This window comes from Celerinatantimonas marina (assembly GCF_046054165.1).
GTDB lineage: Bacteria > Pseudomonadota > Gammaproteobacteria > Enterobacterales > Celerinatantimonadaceae > Celerinatantimonas.
This window is the reverse complement of the sequence record NZ_JBFNXK010000007.1, coordinates 214,756-229,863: the sequence shown is the minus strand read 5'-3', so window position 1 is coordinate 229,863 and position 15,108 is coordinate 214,756. Positions and strand designations below refer to the sequence as shown.

The 15,108-nt window shown below is 42.5% G+C and carries 15 protein-coding genes; 8 read left to right on the top strand and 7 right to left on the bottom strand.

The window, feature by feature from the left end; translation table 11 throughout:
- Positions 1-345: 345 nt before the first annotated feature.
- From ABUE20_RS10160 to phnE (ABUE20_RS10135), 6 genes are all read left to right on the top strand, one after another.
- The gene (locus tag ABUE20_RS10160) at positions 346-843 is read left to right on the top strand and encodes a peptidylprolyl isomerase (protein ID WP_408619794.1); all 498 of its coding nucleotides are present in this window, start codon (positions 346-348) and stop codon (positions 841-843) included.
- Between the two features lie 6 nt (positions 844-849).
- Entirely contained in the window at positions 850-1,572 is a 723-nt protein-coding gene (locus ABUE20_RS10155) for a UDP-2,3-diacylglucosamine diphosphatase (protein ID WP_408619820.1), read from the top strand.
- Positions 1,573-2,651: 1,079 nt separating this feature from the next.
- Positions 2,652-3,437: a phosphonate ABC transporter ATP-binding protein gene (phnC, locus tag ABUE20_RS10150; RefSeq protein WP_408619793.1), complete on the top strand. Its 786-nt coding sequence runs from the start codon at positions 2,652-2,654 to the stop codon at positions 3,435-3,437.
- A 42-nt stretch (positions 3,438-3,479) separates the two neighbouring features.
- A complete protein-coding gene (gene phnD, locus ABUE20_RS10145) occupies positions 3,480-4,406 on the top strand; it encodes a phosphonate ABC transporter substrate-binding protein (RefSeq protein WP_408619792.1) in 927 nt (308 codons plus the stop codon).
- Between the two features lie 17 nt (positions 4,407-4,423).
- Positions 4,424-5,290, top strand: coding sequence for a phosphonate ABC transporter, permease protein PhnE (gene phnE, locus ABUE20_RS10140; protein ID WP_408619791.1), 867 nt, complete (start codon positions 4,424-4,426; stop codon positions 5,288-5,290).
- A gap of 32 nt (positions 5,291-5,322) precedes the next feature.
- Positions 5,323-6,201: a phosphonate ABC transporter, permease protein PhnE gene (phnE, locus tag ABUE20_RS10135; protein ID WP_408619819.1), complete on the top strand. Its 879-nt coding sequence runs from the start codon at positions 5,323-5,325 to the stop codon at positions 6,199-6,201.
- A 95-nt stretch (positions 6,202-6,296) separates the two neighbouring features.
- Here the strand turns inward: phnE (ABUE20_RS10135) and ABUE20_RS10130 are convergent, their stop codons facing one another.
- The 4 genes from ABUE20_RS10130 to ABUE20_RS10115 all read right to left on the bottom strand — a co-directional run bounded on the left by ABUE20_RS10130 (position 6,297) and on the right by ABUE20_RS10115 (position 9,162).
- Positions 6,297-7,100, bottom strand: coding sequence for a transporter substrate-binding domain-containing protein (locus ABUE20_RS10130; RefSeq protein WP_408619818.1), 804 nt, complete (start codon positions 7,098-7,100; stop codon positions 6,297-6,299).
- Between the two features lie 360 nt (positions 7,101-7,460).
- Positions 7,461-7,682: a VF530 family protein gene (locus tag ABUE20_RS10125; RefSeq protein ID WP_408619790.1), complete on the bottom strand. Its 222-nt coding sequence runs from the start codon at positions 7,680-7,682 to the stop codon at positions 7,461-7,463.
- Between the two features lie 135 nt (positions 7,683-7,817).
- On the bottom strand, positions 7,818-8,471 hold the full coding sequence (bluB, locus tag ABUE20_RS10120; protein WP_408619789.1) for a 5,6-dimethylbenzimidazole synthase: 654 nt from the start codon (positions 8,469-8,471) through the stop codon (positions 7,818-7,820).
- 58 nt (positions 8,472-8,529) lie between these two features.
- A complete protein-coding gene (locus ABUE20_RS10115; protein ID WP_408619788.1) occupies positions 8,530-9,162 on the bottom strand; it encodes a LysE family translocator in 633 nt (210 codons plus the stop codon).
- A 486-nt stretch (positions 9,163-9,648) separates the two neighbouring features.
- On the opposite strand from ABUE20_RS10115, the gene ABUE20_RS10110 reads away from it, so the two are divergent.
- Together ABUE20_RS10110 and ABUE20_RS10105 are read left to right on the top strand one after the other, a co-directional pair.
- Positions 9,649-10,758 (top strand): iron-containing alcohol dehydrogenase family protein, encoded by a 1,110-nt coding sequence (locus tag ABUE20_RS10110; RefSeq protein WP_408619787.1) that lies wholly within the window; start codon positions 9,649-9,651, stop codon positions 10,756-10,758.
- 210 nt (positions 10,759-10,968) lie between these two features.
- Positions 10,969-11,835: a hypothetical protein gene (locus ABUE20_RS10105; RefSeq protein ID WP_408619786.1), complete on the top strand. Its 867-nt coding sequence runs from the start codon at positions 10,969-10,971 to the stop codon at positions 11,833-11,835.
- Positions 11,836-11,903: 68 nt separating this feature from the next.
- Here ABUE20_RS10105 and fos read toward each other — a convergent pair whose 3' ends face one another.
- From fos to ABUE20_RS10090, 3 genes are all read right to left on the bottom strand, one after another.
- Positions 11,904-12,302: a fosfomycin resistance glutathione transferase gene (fos, locus tag ABUE20_RS10100; RefSeq protein ID WP_408619785.1), complete on the bottom strand. Its 399-nt coding sequence runs from the start codon at positions 12,300-12,302 to the stop codon at positions 11,904-11,906.
- Positions 12,303-12,325: 23 nt separating this feature from the next.
- Positions 12,326-12,730 carry a GFA family protein gene (locus tag ABUE20_RS10095; RefSeq protein ID WP_408619784.1) on the bottom strand — a complete coding sequence of 135 codons (405 nt, stop codon included), beginning with the start codon at positions 12,728-12,730 and terminating at the stop codon, positions 12,326-12,328.
- A gap of 78 nt (positions 12,731-12,808) precedes the next feature.
- Positions 12,809-14,797 (bottom strand): peptidase U32 family protein, encoded by a 1,989-nt coding sequence (locus ABUE20_RS10090; RefSeq protein ID WP_408619783.1) that lies wholly within the window; start codon positions 14,795-14,797, stop codon positions 12,809-12,811.
- Positions 14,798-15,108: the final 311 nt, after the last annotated feature.

Below are 15,108 nucleotides of genomic sequence, written 5' to 3'. Positions count from 1 at the left end.
ATTTATGGCCGTATTCTAGCACCACTGATGGGGAAAAACAGCCGCGGCAAATGCCCGTTATATCTGATTCACCAACGTGTTACCCCAATAAAGAGAACCTCTACCCAAATCAACCTCTATTTTCCAGTTAAATAAGTTCACGTTGGATAATCGTTCATCAATCTCTGAAACAAATATGCTGAAAAGTGAACCTCGACTGGCATCAGCGACGACAACTCGCTAGAATTTAAACCCTGTTGATCTTTAACTGAACTGATGAAACATCATTTGTTGCGCTCATAAGGCGCGACACAACCATTAAGGATCATCAGACTCTAGCTTCTTTTAATTTAAGGATTAAACCCGATGGTTACGTTGCATACCAATTTTGGTGACATCACATTAGAACTTTTTGCCGATAAAGCGCCAAAAACAGTGGCAAACTTTATCAGCTATGCCACTTCAGGCCACTACGATGGCACACTGTTTCACCGGGTGATCGATGGTTTTATGATCCAAGGTGGCGGTTTTGCCAGCGGCATGAAAGAAAAATCAACTAATGCTCCTGTTGAAAACGAAGCCAACAATGGTCTTTCGAACGAAACGGGTACCATTGCAATGGCACGCACAATGGACCCTCATTCAGCGTCAGCGCAGTTTTTTATCAACGTCAATGATAATGATTTTTTAAACTTCAAATCTGAGACTCCTCAAGGTTGGGGTTACTGTGTTTTTGGTAAAGTGACTGAAGGCATGGATGTTGTAAATAAAATTAAGGGTGTTCCAACCGGTAACTTTGGCTATGTTCATCAGGATGTTCCGTTAGATGAAGTCATTGTGAATTCAGTCACCGTGAACGAATAGATGTTAATGGTTAGCTATTTTATTGCTGATCTACATCTAAGTGACGAGCGCCCTGATATTGTCAGGGCGTTTCTGCGTTTTCTTGATGAACAAGCACCTCATGCTGACGCCTTGTACATATTAGGTGATCTATTCGAGGTATGGGTCGGCGATGATCTGCTTAGCGATACCGCCATCAAAGTAGCCGATGCCCTTCAAGCGCTAAATCAACAAGGCTTACCGATTTACTATATCTGTGGTAATCGCGATTTTTTAATTCGGCAAGATTACTTAAATCGCTCGGGGATGACCGCTCTGGCTGATGAAACGATCATTGACCTCTATGGCCGAAAAACCATGCTTTTGCACGGTGACATCCTCTGTACAGCCGATACAGATTATCAACGCTTTCGCAAAATCGTCCATCATAAATGGGTACAGTGGTGTTTTTTACATCTGTCGCAAAAAAGACGCCGCCGAATCGCCGCCAATATGCGAGCCAAAAGCAAAGCCCGAAACAGCCAAAAAAGCGATGCGATCATGGACGTAACTCTCGATGAAGTATCCAAACGTTTTGATCAACATCAGTTAGATTGGATGATCCACGGCCACACTCACCGACCCGCCATCCACCAGCCTTGTGCCGATACAACTGAAAAGAAGCGGATTGTTTTAGGGGATTGGTATGAACAACGCTCGATTTTGTCGGTTAGTGTCGATAATTTCGACCTTGCGGGCAGCAAATTATAAGCGCCTCAAAGATCAAAATGGCGAGTGACTTAACTGCTCGCTTATTTTTAGCCTCTCAAGCTTAAGCTAGATGTCGCTCCACGGCTAACCTTAAAAACCGTCGTCTGGAATAGAAAAAGCAAAAATGGCCAAAGGCGAGATAACCAATAACAAGCCACCATCCATAATTTGAACGAAACCAAATATCATGGGTAATTACCATGTATCCGCCATAGCTGAATCCTACAATAAAAACATAAAAGGCCGTCGCCAACATTGCCCAATGATAGAGCCAATAAGAGATCGGCTGTTTTTTATTAAAAAAGTATCCGATTAAGAAAAATGGTTTCCACATAATTTGTGCCTAAATGGGCGGTAATCTCTTTTCAATAGCAAAATGCAGAAAACGTCGTCTGGAATAGAAAAAGCAACAATGACCAAAGATCATATAGATCACAAATAGCCACCATCCATAATTTGCAGCAAGCCATATATCATGTGACAACAACATATAAAATATGTACCCAAACCCTACGATAAAAACATAAAAAGCCGTCGCCAACATCGCCCAATGATAGAGCCAATAAGAGATCGGCTGTTTTTTATTAAAAAAGTATCCGATTAAAAAGAATGGCTTCCACATGGTTGATTCCTAATTAGAAAAATATTCATAGATTTCCTTAAACAAAGAATGTGAAGGCGCATTATAATCTAAAATAGCGTATAACAGCGTTAACGATATACCAACTAAAGGTATGAAACTTAAAGCAGCACCTGCAATGTCGCATGCCCCTTCACTTCAGCTAAATCCTCTGGTAAAACTGGCTCGGCCATTATGGTTGATCCTCATTTGAGCGTATACAGTTCAGATTTTTGCAAGGCTCATTCTTTTGAATTAATTATAAAGTATGATCATACGAGCTTATCTTTTATTAATTAAATTATCTATAATTTCATATCCTGAAATACACCGTATCAGTACTCTATATTCTCATCGCGTCACAAGTTATCAACATCACTCCAAAGCGTCATTGAATCATCATAAATCTGTCATTTGGGTTTGTTCCAATAAAGACATTTGAATCCAGTGGAAAGCATCCATGTCTAATCATGCAGAGAAGTTACTCTCCGTCCGTAGCTTAAAAAAAGCATACGGCCGCCATCAAGAAGTAATCAAAGGGGTTGACTTTGACCTGTATTCTGGAGAATTGGTCGCCATCATCGGTCGCTCCGGCGCTGGGAAGTCAACCCTATTACATATGCTCAATGGAACCATCGCCACAACGTCCGGGCAGATTATCGGATTTCCTGAGAGTACAACCCCAGCCCAAGTAGAAGCCCTTTCAGGGCGCGCATTACGTCAGTGGCGATCCACCTGCGGCATGATCTTTCAGGATTTCTGTTTAGTGCCCCGTCTGGATGTCATCACCAATGTTTTATTGGGGCGACTCAGTCGAACCAATACCGTCCGTTCAATGTTAAAGCTTTTTCCTAAAGCCGATGTGGAACGTGCGATTGAATTACTGGAATGGACAGGTCTCATTAAACATGCGTTGCAACGCGCGGAAAACTTATCCGGAGGCCAATGTCAGCGTGTAGCGATTGCCAGAGCCTTGATGCAAAACCCAAGGCTATTACTCGCTGATGAACCTGTCGCATCGCTCGATCCTAAAAATACGCATCGGGTCATGTCTGCTTTAGCTGAAATTAGCCAGAACAATATCGGGGTCATGGTTAACCTGCACTCTGTCGAGCTGGTCAAACAATACTGCACTCGCGTGATAGGGATTAGTGAAGGGAGCATTGTCTTCAACGGTCATCCCGATCAGTTAGATGATGCGACTCAACAACAAATTTATACACCATCGCCCTCGATGGCCGCCTGAACAAACAGCATCACGCTGTTCATTATAAGGAATGTTAATATTATGAAATTCACACTCACTTCTATGCTGATGGGTTCATTGTTTATCACTCAACAGGCTCTAAGTGCGGCACCACAAGAACTCAATTTAGGTATTTTGGGGGGGCAAAATGCGACCCAGCAGATCGGTGATAATGTCTGTGTCAAAACCTATTTCGATCAAAAATTACATGTCGATACCAAATTACGTAACTCTTCAGATTATTCCGGTGTCATTCAAGGGCTCATTGGCGGGAAAATTGATATGGTATTGAGTATGTCGCCAGCGTCTTTCGCTTCCGTTTATATCCGTAATCCAAAAGCCGTAGATGTGATCGGTATTCTCACCGATGATAAAGACCGGTCCAAAGGCTATCACTCCGTCGTCATCGTTCGGGCCGATAGCCCTTACCATAAATTAAGCGATCTTAAAGGCCATGCATTTGGATTCGCGGATCCAGATTCAACTTCTGGATTTTTAATCCCAAATCACAGCTTTAAAAAAGAATTTGGCGGAAGTAAAGACGATAATTACCATCACTTCTTTAGCTCCACTACTTTTTCAGGCGGTCATGAACAAGACATCTTAGGCGTTCTGAACAAACAATTCGATGGTGCGGTCACCTGGACTTCGATGGTCGGTGACTATAGCAAAGGTTATACCGCCGGGGCCTTCGGTCGTTTAATACGCATGGATCATCCTCAGCTTATGAAAAACTTACGGATTATCTGGCATTCGCCATTGATCCCAAACGGGCCGATTCTGGTGCGGCATGATCTGCCCAGCGATTTTAAAGCCAAACTGATTGCCGCTATTCATGATCTGGATAAAAACCATCATGCCTGTTGGGTGAAAGCTGTCGGTGGTAAGCAGCACCTGACACCAGCGACCGTGAAGGACTACGCCAATATTATCGACTTAAAACGCGAACTGATGAATGGTGATCGCTAAACGCTGGTAATCTGAAAATGTCTATCACTTTTAACGACTACTATCAGCAAATCAGACAAAAGCAGCGTCGTGAAGGGCTGCTTTGGTCAGCTGCGATTTTAGTCGTCTACCTCTATTCGGGGCATATTGCAGAATTTAGCTGGCAGGTCATTTGGCAAGGGGTGCCACATTTTTTTGATTATATCGATGAAATCATGCCAACCTTGCATCTATCTGTGCTCTTTGCGGATGGTCATACCAAAGGCTCACTGGCTTACTGGGGATATCGACTGCACATTCAGCTCCCGCTACTGGGGCAAACCATTGCGGTTGCGATTGCGGCCACCATACTATCGAGCCTGTTTGCTGCGGTTGCTGCCTTCCCGGCCGCAACCAATACTCAAACCCATCGGCTGCTACGTTATGTGTTACGTGCGGTTGCTGCATTTTGCCGAACCATGCCGGAATTAGCTTGGGCCGTGATGTTTGTGATGGCCTTTGGGATTGGTCCGATTCCGGGATTTTTCGCATTGGCCCTGCATAGTTTTGGCACTCAAACCAAACTGTTCTATGAGAGTGTCGAAGTCGCGAGTGATAAACCAGTCCGCGGCTTACGAGCGCTCGGGGCCACCCGAATGGAACGAATGCGCTACGGATTGTGGCCCCAAGTCACTCCGACATTCTTATCGTTTACGTTTATGCGATTAGAATGCAACTTTCGCCAATCAACAATTCTAGGACTCGTCGGTGCCGGTGGTATCGGTCAAGAGTTGATGACGTCGATTAAACTCGACCACTTTGATCAAGTAAGCATGGTGTTATTGCAAATCATTATAGTGGTCTCAGTTTTAGATTATCTATCTGGAAAAATGCGCCATTATCTTTTGGAGGGAACCCGTCCATGAGTACGCAAAATTCACCGCTTTCAACCACTGCCATGCCAATAGAGCCTGTGAATAAATCTTCTGAATACTCGCAGTATCGCCAACAGATCTACGCTAGCCGTACTCGCCATAAATTATTATTGCTGACCTGCACCGTTGCCATCATGGTCTATTACCTACTCTTTTTTGAGTTCAATGGTCTGACGGCAACTCGCCTGGCCGAAGGACTGGTTCAACTCAGCCAATATTTTTTGCGGATGTTTGTCTGGCAAAATTTTAGCCAGTGGCCGCTTGGATATTATTTCTCGCAGCTGGCGATTACACTTGGGATTGTCTTTGCTGGAACAATATCAGCCACACTATTAGCTCTTCCGCTCTCGTTTCTGGCATCCCGTAAAATTATGTCGGGATTTTGGCTAACCCCGATAGGGATCATCGTACGCCGTATGTTTGATGTCATGCGTGGCGTGGACATGGCGATTTGGGGACTCATTTTTATTCGTGCCGTTGGTATGGGGCCTCTTGCTGGTGTATTGGCGATTTTTATTCAAGATGCCGGTCTGTTAGGTAAACTGTACGCCGAAAGTCACGACGCCGTTGATAAACGCCCAAGCCGAGGGCTAAGTGCACTAGGCGCCAAACATCTGCAGAAGCATCGCTTTGGCATTTTTACGCAGTCATTTCCGCAGTTTTTAGCGCTCACTCTGTATCAAATCGAATCGAATACTCGCTCCGCCGCTGTGCTCGGTTTTGTCGGTGCAGGTGGGATTGGTTTGGTCTATGCCGAAAACATGCGATTGTGGAACTGGGATGTCGTCATGTTTATCACCATCATGCTGGTAGTGATGGTATTAGTACTGGATAAAGTTTCAGAAATTTTGCGCAAGAAATATATTATTGGTGAGGATATTCCACTGTATCAGCCCAAATAGCTCGCGATGGCTCGGTTGCCCTAGCTGGATACATATCTAAATGAAAGTTCCAGCCTTTATGGCCAGAACTTTCATTGTTAGCAAAGATCGATAAATTATTGCACTTTAGGTAGCCACGTCACCGTCTCAAACCACTTGGTATGAATCCGATCATAAGTACCATCACCTTTAATCTGATGTAAGTAGTTATTCAAGAAATTTAAGAAGTTAGGATCATTTGGCCGAATAGCCCAAGCTAATGGCTCATAAGTAAACGGTTTACTCAAATGAACCACATTCCCTTTATGCTCCGCCGTATAGATCGAGTTGTATGGCAAGTCATAAACCATCGCATCGGCTTTACCATTGGTGAGCTGAAGAACAGAGTCCCCTTGAGTTTCGAACAAATCAATTTTAGCTTTTGGGAGGAGCCGCTTAACGGCATTGGCACCAGTCGTTCCAAGCATGGTAACAATGGTGTATTTCGAGTCATTTAAATCTTTATAACTCTTTACCTTGTCTTTCAATTTAGGTGAAAGCAGGATTGTTTGCCCGACCGTAATGTATGGATTCGCAAAGTTAACTTTAAGATTACGTTGCGCCGTAATGGTCATCCCACCCGCAATGATGTCACATTTTCCGGTTAATAACGCAGGAATAATACCATCCCAAGCGGTATTTACAGGAACAAATTTAACCCCTATTGCCTTTGCCATATTTTTGGTCATATCGATATCGAATCCGATATACCGCCCATCTTTAGTCATCATTTCAAAAGGAATATAGCCTGCTTCAAAACAAACTTTCAGTTCCCCAGATTGAATAATATTTTCTAACGCAGAAGTTTCCGCATGGCTTGAAAATGGTAAGGTCAATGTTGCCAGAAGCAGTCCAAGCGATGGCAAAGATTTTTTTAACATCATGAATAATCCCTTATTTACCTAGTCAAAAATTCACATCTGACATGTTAAGAATGTGAATATACTATCCAATCCTAGGATACATGATATATTCTTTTGGTAAAGCGCCATCATGAGTGATTGATTTTTATAGGTTTAATTAAAAATCCTCAGCTAAATTATACTCGCCTTTGGGCTGTTCGAATGACGCAAACACAACGTAAATAGCATCTTAAATGCCAATATAATGCCGTCCGGATCAAACCTATACTTATCTCATAATAACTTTGCCAAACTAATGAGACGCTATGCTCGAAATACCATTGAAATCATCCAATAAATAGGTCTAACGCAACTGGCGACAGGCAACGACTCAGAATGTTATTTACAAAACGTGCTGATATATAAGGCTTCCACTTTGTCACGAGCCCACTGGGTTTTACGCAAAAATTTCAATGATGATTTAATGGACGGATCATGGCTAAAGCAATTCACCCGAATCTGCTGATGCAATTTGACCCAGCCATAGTGTTCAACTAATCGAGTGACAATCACTTCCAGCGTCAATCCGTGTAATGGGTTATTAGGTTGTGACTGGGTCATAAAAGAGATTCCTGTATAAAACGATAAGATGGTGCATGGCGTGACAGGACCAATTATAAAGATAAGCTCATATCATCGCGAGTCAATTTCCAAATTCCATCATGCATCATCCGAACAGTACGCATCGCCCCGAAATTAAGACTTAGACTTTTGCCATTTGCCGTGATGAATTAATTGGCTAAGCTCTTCCCTTGGCAACCAACCTATTTCTTCAAGTTCCGGTTTTTGATGAAATTGAGAAACATGACCTAAGCAAAGATAAGCAATGATCTCAATATGCTTTGGGATCTCAAGCACCTCTCGTAATACCTCATCATGAATAATGCTCACCCATCCCATACCGATATTTTCGGCTCGCGCTGCTAACCACATATTTTGAATCGCACATACGGTACTGTATAAATCCATCTCAGGCTTAATGGTTCGACCAATCACAACCGGACCATTGCGGCCACGGTCACAGGTGACACAAATCCCCAGCGGCGCTTCTAAAATGCCTTCGAGTTTAATTTGCTGATACTGGGTTCGTTTGGAGCCCAAAAACTGCTGCGCAGATTCAATACTCGCCTGCTCATAACCTTGTTTAATCGCTTGTTTGGTTTGCTCATCCTGCACCAAAATAAAATCCCAAGGCTGCATAAATCCAACACTGGGAGCATGATGCCCTGCGCTCAAAATACGCGATAAAACCGCATCACTAATCGATTCATCGGTAAAATCGCTACGAACATCCCGCCGAGAATAAATAATTTTATAAAGAGCATCCCGCTCAGCTTGATCAATTGTCATATTTTCCCCAAAGAAAATGAGAGCATTTTGCAATCAAGACCTGAATATATCCAGCGCTTTAAGGACGAGAGCTCAGCAAAACCGTGGTGCCCATTGTAATAAATAGCCCACCGGTCATTTTAGCCAGCCGACGTTCAAAAAAGCCCCGATGTAACTTATGCCCCAGCTGCCCAATGAGCCAGGCATAGCTTAAATGAACAATACTGACAATCAGACCGATGGTTAAATACATCACACTAAATTGTTCAATATATGAGTGCTGAATATCTAAAAATTGAGGTAAAAATGCTGAAAGGAAAATGAGCGTTTTAGGATTACTGGCCGAAACAAAAAAGGCCTGAATGAAAAGTGAACGAGCCGACCTCACGGTCATTGTTTCATCGGGTTCTGTACTGAGTTTATGTTGCGTGCGCTGACATAAACTTTTAATGCCCAGATAAATCAAATAGCATCCCCCTATGATTTTCATGCCTAAAAACCATTGTGGCAATTGTGAAAGGAGCCCACCCACGCCAATGGCCACTAAACAAACAATCACCAGTTGGCAGCTTAAATTCCCCAATATCGTGATAAAAGCAGATTTCCAACCCTGTAATACACTATTTTTAAGAACCAAAATGACATTTGGCCCAGGTGACAATGTCACGACCAAATAAGCCGCCGCAAACATCAGCCAAACTTCAATACTCATCACATATTCCCTTATTTAATAAACGGCTCATTTATACTTGACTAGGCTATCGACACAGTCGATCTCAGAGATGACCGCCCCGTCTTTTAAAATCATGGCATGATACGAATCTATAGAATACTGATAATCATCAAAATCAAATAAATATTTGTCAACAGACATCGATTGTTATACGGTTTTAACCATACCAGCCTGTTGTTTTTCCCGATCGTTTGACGACTATCAGCCCACAACAGACTCTTAGAGTGTCAGTTACCGTCTCCGCCCCGATCGCTATGACAATTCTTATTTTCCTGCATTCAGATCACGGACTGAAAGGCTTGCTGTACACTTTCTGAAAATTAAAATCAGGGAAGTTTAAGGCTATCCCCACGATTCGATTGTATAACGCGATCAGTCGGTGATGGAGGCTGACACATTTAGATAACTTCCGGCAAACCATCAACAATTTTGCAAAAAGACGCTCGCAACAAGGATCATCGGATTATGTCAAATCAAACCATTTATCTTCCCAACTACACAGTCGGAGAAAATGCTTACCATAAAATTGCCTATATCACTCAAACTTACGGTAAAACAGCCGTTGTGATTGGTGGGCAAACCGCTATGGCAAAAGCCAAACAGGCGCTAATCGATGGTGTAAAAAATACACCGGTGACTTTATTAGATTTTCTATGGTATGGCGGCGATTCAACAATGGAAAATGTCCATCGTCTTCAGGCCGAAGCCCTGGTTCAAAAAGCGGATATGTTGTTTGCCGTCGGAGGCGGACGCGCCTGTGATACCGTAAAAACATTAGCCGCATTGATCAATAAACCGGTATTCACCTTCCCTACTTTGGCATCCAACTGCTCGGCATGTACATCACTAAGCGTGATGTATAACAATGACGGTTCATTTAAAGAGTATTTCTATCAAAATCATCCTGCACTACATACTTTCATCAATACTCAGATTATCGCGGAATCTCCCGCTGAATTATTCTGGGCGGGGATCGGTGATGCTTTAAGTAAAGAATATGAAGTGGAATATTGCTGCCGTGATAAACAGCTATCACATCTGCCGCTGTTGGGGCTTGGAATTGCTAAAACCTGTACCGATCCACTGCTCAAACAGGGTCTGAAAGCGCTGGAAGACTGCCGTCATAACCGCGTTTCAGCCGAACTGGAAGAAGTTGTGCTCGATATTATTATGCTGACTGGAATCGTGTCCAACTGTACGGTCCATATCAGTGACCAAATTGCTACCGAAGATCAATACTACTACAACAGCTCACTGGCGCATTGCGTCTATTACGGCAGCTCGTTGATTCCGGCTTGTGAATCGCACCTACATGGTGAAATCGTCGCTTTCGGCGTTCTGTGCCTATTAAAATATGATCATAATGACGCCGAGTTTAACCGCGTTCTGGCATTTAATCAGGCCTTGGGTTTACCTACCACAATGGCCGACATTGGTTTAACTCAGGATGATTTAGCGACGGTGGCCAATGTTGCTGCATCCGTGATTGAATGGCAATATGCCCCCGGTACTCCCAGCAAAACGCAATTTATTGAAGCGATCTTAGAAACTGACCGGATTGGCCAATTAAGTTAATCATAAAAAGATTTATAGTTCTTTATTCATAGAATCAGAGCCGTATCAATTAACCTGCTGCGACTCTGTATCTACCGTTTTATTTCTTTTCATTTTCACAAATGACCATGGTCAAAATACATCTTTTTAGCTGAAATTTTACGCATTCTCTCCGGGTATTTTAATCTCACTTCCATAAACTATATAAAAATACAATCAGAGATATAAAAAATGGCAGGGTCAAAAAGTTTCAGCTGGACAGCCGATAAAAAATATCGAATTAAACATGGTTCTGAACGAGAATCCTGGGTTTTTTGTAACATGGAACAACTAGCACTCCAAGGTCTGTTAATTGATGGAGGCAAAGTTACCATCCATACTCAAAATTCTAAGGGTGCAGTAACCCAGGTTCAATACAATGGGAATACGCTAACATTAGAGAAACCAATTATTCCACCTAAAAAAGGAGACTGTCTCATCGCTGTTCGAAATATTGTCGATTTAGCGAAAATGAATACTGATGATAATATAAAAATTGCTGACGTAAAAATCGGATTTTATACTAAAAGCCAAACTCAAATGAAAAGTGAGGGATTTAATCCATTAACTCGTCTTATAAAAGATATTGAACATGGAATAAAAGATAGAACAAGAAATAGCAGAGAACATGGTTTTGATAACAGTGAATTAATTAAAGCAACAGATCTAGGGCTAAATGACCTCAATAAAAAATTATCCCGTGAAGCATCAAATACTCATATGCGTGATGTTTTAGCAACAATTGCTAATCAGATTTCTGATATAGAACATGAATTAAGGCGAACTCCAGTGACTTTTATTGGGAGCAGTTTACTTATCGCTTTAAATATAACGGTGCCAAGCAATAGCAAAGTTTTTATCATCGATCCAGATCATCCTATTTATTGGGGGGATCAAGCAGAAGTAACATCTTTACCAGCCTCAATGTTACAAGGTGCTGAATTAACGCCTATGCTAGTCCAAAAATATTGGAAGAGCTACTGCCGAGGACTTGATAATTTATTTGAAGACATTGCCGATGGTCAAGGGATATCTGGACTAGAATTAATAAGAATATAAATTATTAACTTCCATCATCGTGTTGATATAAGATTAATTTAGGCAATTATCTTGTCTTGGAACACAATTTAAAGCCATGTAAGCCCCTTATACGGTTCTTTTTTAAGTACTTCTAAGCGCGATAGAAGAGAGCCGACATGAATTTCTAAACGATGCCCATCCGGATCTAGAATATAAACAGAGCGGCCTTCACTGCTATTCTCTTTCCACTGCCGAATACCCGCTGATTTGGCTCGCTTACAAAAATCACTAAAATCCGCCGCCTCGATATCCAACGCAATATGCGTATAATCTTGACTGGGACGAGGCTCATCACAACTTAAACAAAGCCATAAATCACCTGCTGAGAGATAGGCTCCACTAGCCCATTTTACATGGCCTTTAAATCCGAGCAGTTCCCGGTAAAACACAATAGAACGTTCAAGATCACTCACCGCAATCGTAATATGGTTCAAACCCCTAATCATAGACCCCCTAGATTTTCGTTGTATTATTCTCGCCCTTCGGGATACTGCACCAAATCATCATTAATTTGGACCCAGTTTGCTTTATACTCGGTATAAATATGTGCATCCATCGAAACCGGCAAATTGTCATCAAATAACCCAAGAGCTAACTCCATCTGATCAAATGAATTGTTTTTGGAACGAAAACCAATACTCGAACCACAATGGCTGCAAAAAGTACGAATCGTGCCATTAGGGGCTACATAGTCTTTAAGTATCTCTTGACCCGATAACCACGTTAATGACTTCACCTGAGCCAGCGTTCCAAAAGTAGCCCCGTGAAATTTACGGCACATGCTGCAATGGCAATGGGCGATATGTTCTTTAAATTCAGCGGCTTCAAAGCGGACCTGTCCACACAGACAGCTACCTTTATAACGATCACTCATCTTTAATCCCCTCCAGTTATGATGCCATTCCGTTATTTTAGAATCGTTACAGCATCAGTTTAATCTATGCCAATTCTATTATAATCCCTTCAAATATTGAGCATATGTTGTCGGCTGCACATGGCTTTCTAACATCATTTTGGCTGCTGCACGCTTACGTGGCTGGCAAAAATCCGCAAAGACTTGAGCCAGCTTAAATTTATTGAGCTGACTGCGTGTCTCTGTATGCACATCCCGTAAATCGATGAATAAATCTGTATATAGATTCGGTAAATCACCAGCCACATCTAAATTCATAAAATGATATTGGTGATACAGGCTATTATGTTCGCCAGCTTGTTTATCAATAACAAATGCTGAACCATTCAAATTCAAAATAGCAGCCGATTTTTGACAACTCGACAAACAACTGCGGGTCATCTGCGATTTACGGCAACCCACAGTTTGCTGAAATAAACACTGACGACTCGTCAATAAATTCATTGGATGATAGATGCTATGACACAGGCGAAAATGTTCCGGTCGAACAATCTGTTTCATCTGCATGGCCGAAATTTCATTCGAAATAAATGCCCCGGAGCACCCATATTCCTGTTGTAAACCATACAACGCATATGAATTAGTTAAATTTAACTGTGGTCCTGCCCACCAAGAGATCCCTAATGCCTTGGCTAACCAGCCTACACCCAGGTTATTGGTAACAATACGAGCCGGACGGACCTGCATTAAAAAGGTTTCTGCCGCTGCAAAATTATCTCCAATTAAAATCGCAGGGAAGTATGGGATCAACTGTGGATGAGCCGTGAACAATGCAACCATTTCCAGCATTTTTTTCTGTAATGATGACGGCAACAGATAATACAACGAGGCTTCAACCTCAGAATATATTGCAATATCCTGTGGATCTGAAATTAAAATGTTTAACTTAGGCTCCAACGGTGGTTGTGAGTGTACAGATAAGGTCGGCACGCGGATATCTGCTATTTTATGTCGCTTGCCATTGGGTTTGTGGGGTTCATGGTCCAGTGCAACAATGCGCTGATTCATTTCTTCAATGATCCGGGTATTCTCATCATACACCTGCCGCTTAAACGACTGCTTCTGTTCAGGATCAGAGACCCCCGCTAACTGAGCAAAGTGATCAGCGGCATGATTCCGAGGATTATCAATGTACATCTCCTTTGAGATCACCCCTTTTAAATATCCGGCTGAAAAATCCCGATTGAATACTTTATACAAAGTCGACGTATCATGCAGTAACTCCCCTTGCTGTTCATAATGATCAATCAGCTGTCGCCACTCTTCCACAACGGTATAGACATAATGAGCCTGTTTCATCCGCCCTTCGATTTTTAACGAGTAAACGCCCGCGTCAGCTAATGCAGTAAAATCTTCAAATGCAGTGTTATCTTTCAGATTCAACGGATGGGTCACGCCCATCTCCGTCATTTGATATTTATCCCGACAGGGTTGACTGCAACGGCCCCGATTGCCTGATGAGCCATTACGAGCCGAACTGATGTAACACAGGCCTGAAAAGCCGATACAATATGAGCCATGTACAAAAACTTCCATAAGCACACCATATTGTTTTCCAACGTGGGATAAATGGGTTATTTCAGGCAAAGCTAACTCTCGGGACAAATTAACTCGGCTGACCCCCAACTGGGATAAAAACCTGATCTGGCCTTCATTGTGGGTATTTAACTGAGTTGAGGCATGGACATCGAGCATCGGAAAATAATGTTTCAGGATATAACCTAAGCCCAGATCCTGAATAATCACCCCATCAATATCCGTATGGACCAGCTGATTTAAAAGACGAACCACAGCCCGAATTTCACTTTCCAGTAAAATAATATTTAGGGTCAGAAAGATTTTACAGTCATGTTGGTGAGCAATCACCAAAATAGCTTTTAGATCGCTCAATGTCAGATTTGAAGCTCGATTGCGGGCATTAAAACGCTCCAGCCCACAATAAACAGCATCGGCCCCCCCTACAATAGCGGCTTTAATCGATTCTATATCACCACCTGGGGCAAGTAATTCAAACTGACTATGACTCAAAAGATCACCATTTGTTTACGACTCATCAGGGCCGGGTATTCTACTATCCCCTCGACAACAATTACCAATTTAATGGCTAGAGCGCTGCTGAATACAACACCAGATCACCCCAAAAATTACAGGTGGTATTATGCTCATCCGCCCCGTTATGACGGGGCCTTTATTTAAGCATGTCTCGAGCGCTAAGGCTGATGAGGTTTACTCTGCCCTAGCGACCTCATCGTAGCCGTTCAAATGCCAAAACGTCTCGTTTTAGCGGCCCATGAAACCCAAGAAACCCAAGAAACCCTTCGGGTTATGTCTGAGTCTAT

Excerpts from the sequence above, each read along its gene's own strand:
- phnE (WP_408619791.1), top strand. The coding sequence starts at position 4,424 with ATGTCTATCACTTTTAACGACTACTATCAGCAAATCAGACAAAAGCAG.
- ABUE20_RS10095 (WP_408619784.1), bottom strand. The coding sequence starts at position 12,730 with ATGAGTGATCGTTATAAAGGTAGCTGTCTGTGTGGACAGGTCCGCTTT.
- phnC (WP_408619793.1), top strand. The coding sequence starts at position 2,652 with ATGTCTAATCATGCAGAGAAGTTACTCTCCGTCCGTAGCTTAAAAAAA.
- ABUE20_RS10105 (WP_408619786.1), top strand. The coding sequence starts at position 10,969 with ATGGCAGGGTCAAAAAGTTTCAGCTGGACAGCCGATAAAAAATATCGA.
- phnE (WP_408619819.1), top strand. The coding sequence starts at position 5,323 with ATGCCAATAGAGCCTGTGAATAAATCTTCTGAATACTCGCAGTATCGC.
- ABUE20_RS10115 (WP_408619788.1), bottom strand. The coding sequence starts at position 9,162 with ATGAGTATTGAAGTTTGGCTGATGTTTGCGGCGGCTTATTTGGTCGTG.
- bluB (WP_408619789.1), bottom strand. The coding sequence starts at position 8,471 with ATGACAATTGATCAAGCTGAGCGGGATGCTCTTTATAAAATTATTTAT.
- ABUE20_RS10130 (WP_408619818.1), bottom strand. The coding sequence starts at position 7,100 with ATGTTAAAAAAATCTTTGCCATCGCTTGGACTGCTTCTGGCAACATTG.
- ABUE20_RS10110 (WP_408619787.1), top strand. The coding sequence starts at position 9,649 with ATGTCAAATCAAACCATTTATCTTCCCAACTACACAGTCGGAGAAAAT.
- fos (WP_408619785.1), bottom strand. The coding sequence starts at position 12,302 with ATGATTAGGGGTTTGAACCATATTACGATTGCGGTGAGTGATCTTGAA.
- ABUE20_RS10125 (WP_408619790.1), bottom strand. The coding sequence starts at position 7,682 with ATGACCCAGTCACAACCTAATAACCCATTACACGGATTGACGCTGGAA.
- phnD (WP_408619792.1), top strand. The coding sequence starts at position 3,480 with ATGAAATTCACACTCACTTCTATGCTGATGGGTTCATTGTTTATCACT.
- ABUE20_RS10160 (WP_408619794.1), top strand. The coding sequence starts at position 346 with ATGGTTACGTTGCATACCAATTTTGGTGACATCACATTAGAACTTTTT.
- ABUE20_RS10155 (WP_408619820.1), top strand. The coding sequence starts at position 850 with ATGGTTAGCTATTTTATTGCTGATCTACATCTAAGTGACGAGCGCCCT.